The organism is Viridibacterium curvum, from assembly GCF_039544165.1.
GTDB classification, from domain to species: domain Bacteria; phylum Pseudomonadota; class Gammaproteobacteria; order Burkholderiales; family Rhodocyclaceae; genus Viridibacterium; species Viridibacterium curvum.
In genome coordinates this window covers 1-1,125 of sequence record NZ_BAABLD010000006.1, presented here as the reverse complement: position 1 = coordinate 1,125, position 1,125 = coordinate 1, and the positions used below count along the sequence as shown (strand labels likewise).

Genomic DNA, 1,125 nt, shown 5'->3' with positions numbered 1-1,125 from the left:
GTGGCGCTGGCATTGCTGGTGGTGCCGGCGGTGCGTGTGGCGGTGAGCGTGAAGTTCTCGGCCGACTCGGCGATGGCATCCTCGGTGATCGGGGTGCGCACCAGCACCGAGGTGCTGCCTGCAGCGATGGTGGCCGACGTGGCATTGGTCCAGGTCGTGCCACCGTCGGTAGAGACCTGCAGATTGGTGGCCGTGCCCGAACCGTAGTCGGTGCCCGTACCGGTGGCGGTGCCATTGGCGAGCGCGAGCGACACGGTGGTCGCGGTGGTCGTCGGATTGGTCAGGCTGACGGTAAATTGCGCGAAGCCGGCGTTCTCCAGCACGGTGGGGCTGGAGACAGCGAGCGTCGGGATATCGTCGTCGGAGCCGCCGGGGCCGGTGCCATCGTCGCGGATGGTGCCGATGCCCAGCGCGTCACTGATCGTCGCATTGGTCGGCGTGACCAGATTGACGTTGAAGGTCTCGGCGATCTCGTAGACGGTATCGTTGGTGATCGGAACGGTGATTGTCTGTGTGGTCACGCCCGGTGCGAAGGTCAGGGTACCGGTGGTGCCGGTGTAGTCGCTGCCTGCGGTGGCCGTGCCATTGCTGGTGTTGTAGCCGACGGTGACGGTCTGGCCGGAAGCGGCCGAGAGCGTGACGGTGAAGGTGGCCGTGCCGGCCGCCTCATTGACGGTCACATCATTGATCGACAGTNTGGGCACCGACACCGTGAAGCTCGTGACCCCTGCCGGCACGGTGATGGTGCCACCGGAGATCGTCACGCCATTCGAGAACGCGGCGTTGGTCAGGGCGGAGGTGTAGTCCGTGCCGCCACCCGTGGCGGTCACATCGGCGAGCGACAGGGTGTAGGTGGTGGCACTGGCCGACGGATTGGACAGCGTTACCGTATGGACGATGGCGCTGGCTTCGGTAGCGCTGTTGCTGGTAACCGAGGCAATCGTCGGTGCGGCATCATCGTCGTTGATAGTACCGGTGCCGGAAGCGCCACCCACGGTCAGCGTATAGGTTTCGTTCGGCTCGTCGATGGTGTCAGCCGTGGTCGGCACGGAGACGGTGAAGCTGGTGACCCCTGCCGGCACGGTGATCGTGCCGCCAGAGATCGTCACGCCATTGCTGAAGGCG

General features: G+C 65.5%; 1 protein-coding gene. It reads right to left on the bottom strand.

Going from position 1 to position 1,125, the window contains the following annotated elements; translation table 11 throughout:
- Positions 1-680 (bottom strand): Calx-beta domain-containing protein (locus ABEA02_RS20160; RefSeq protein WP_425584668.1); only part of this gene is annotated, 680 nt, incomplete at its 3' end.
- Between the last annotated feature and the right edge of the window lie 445 nt (positions 681-1,125).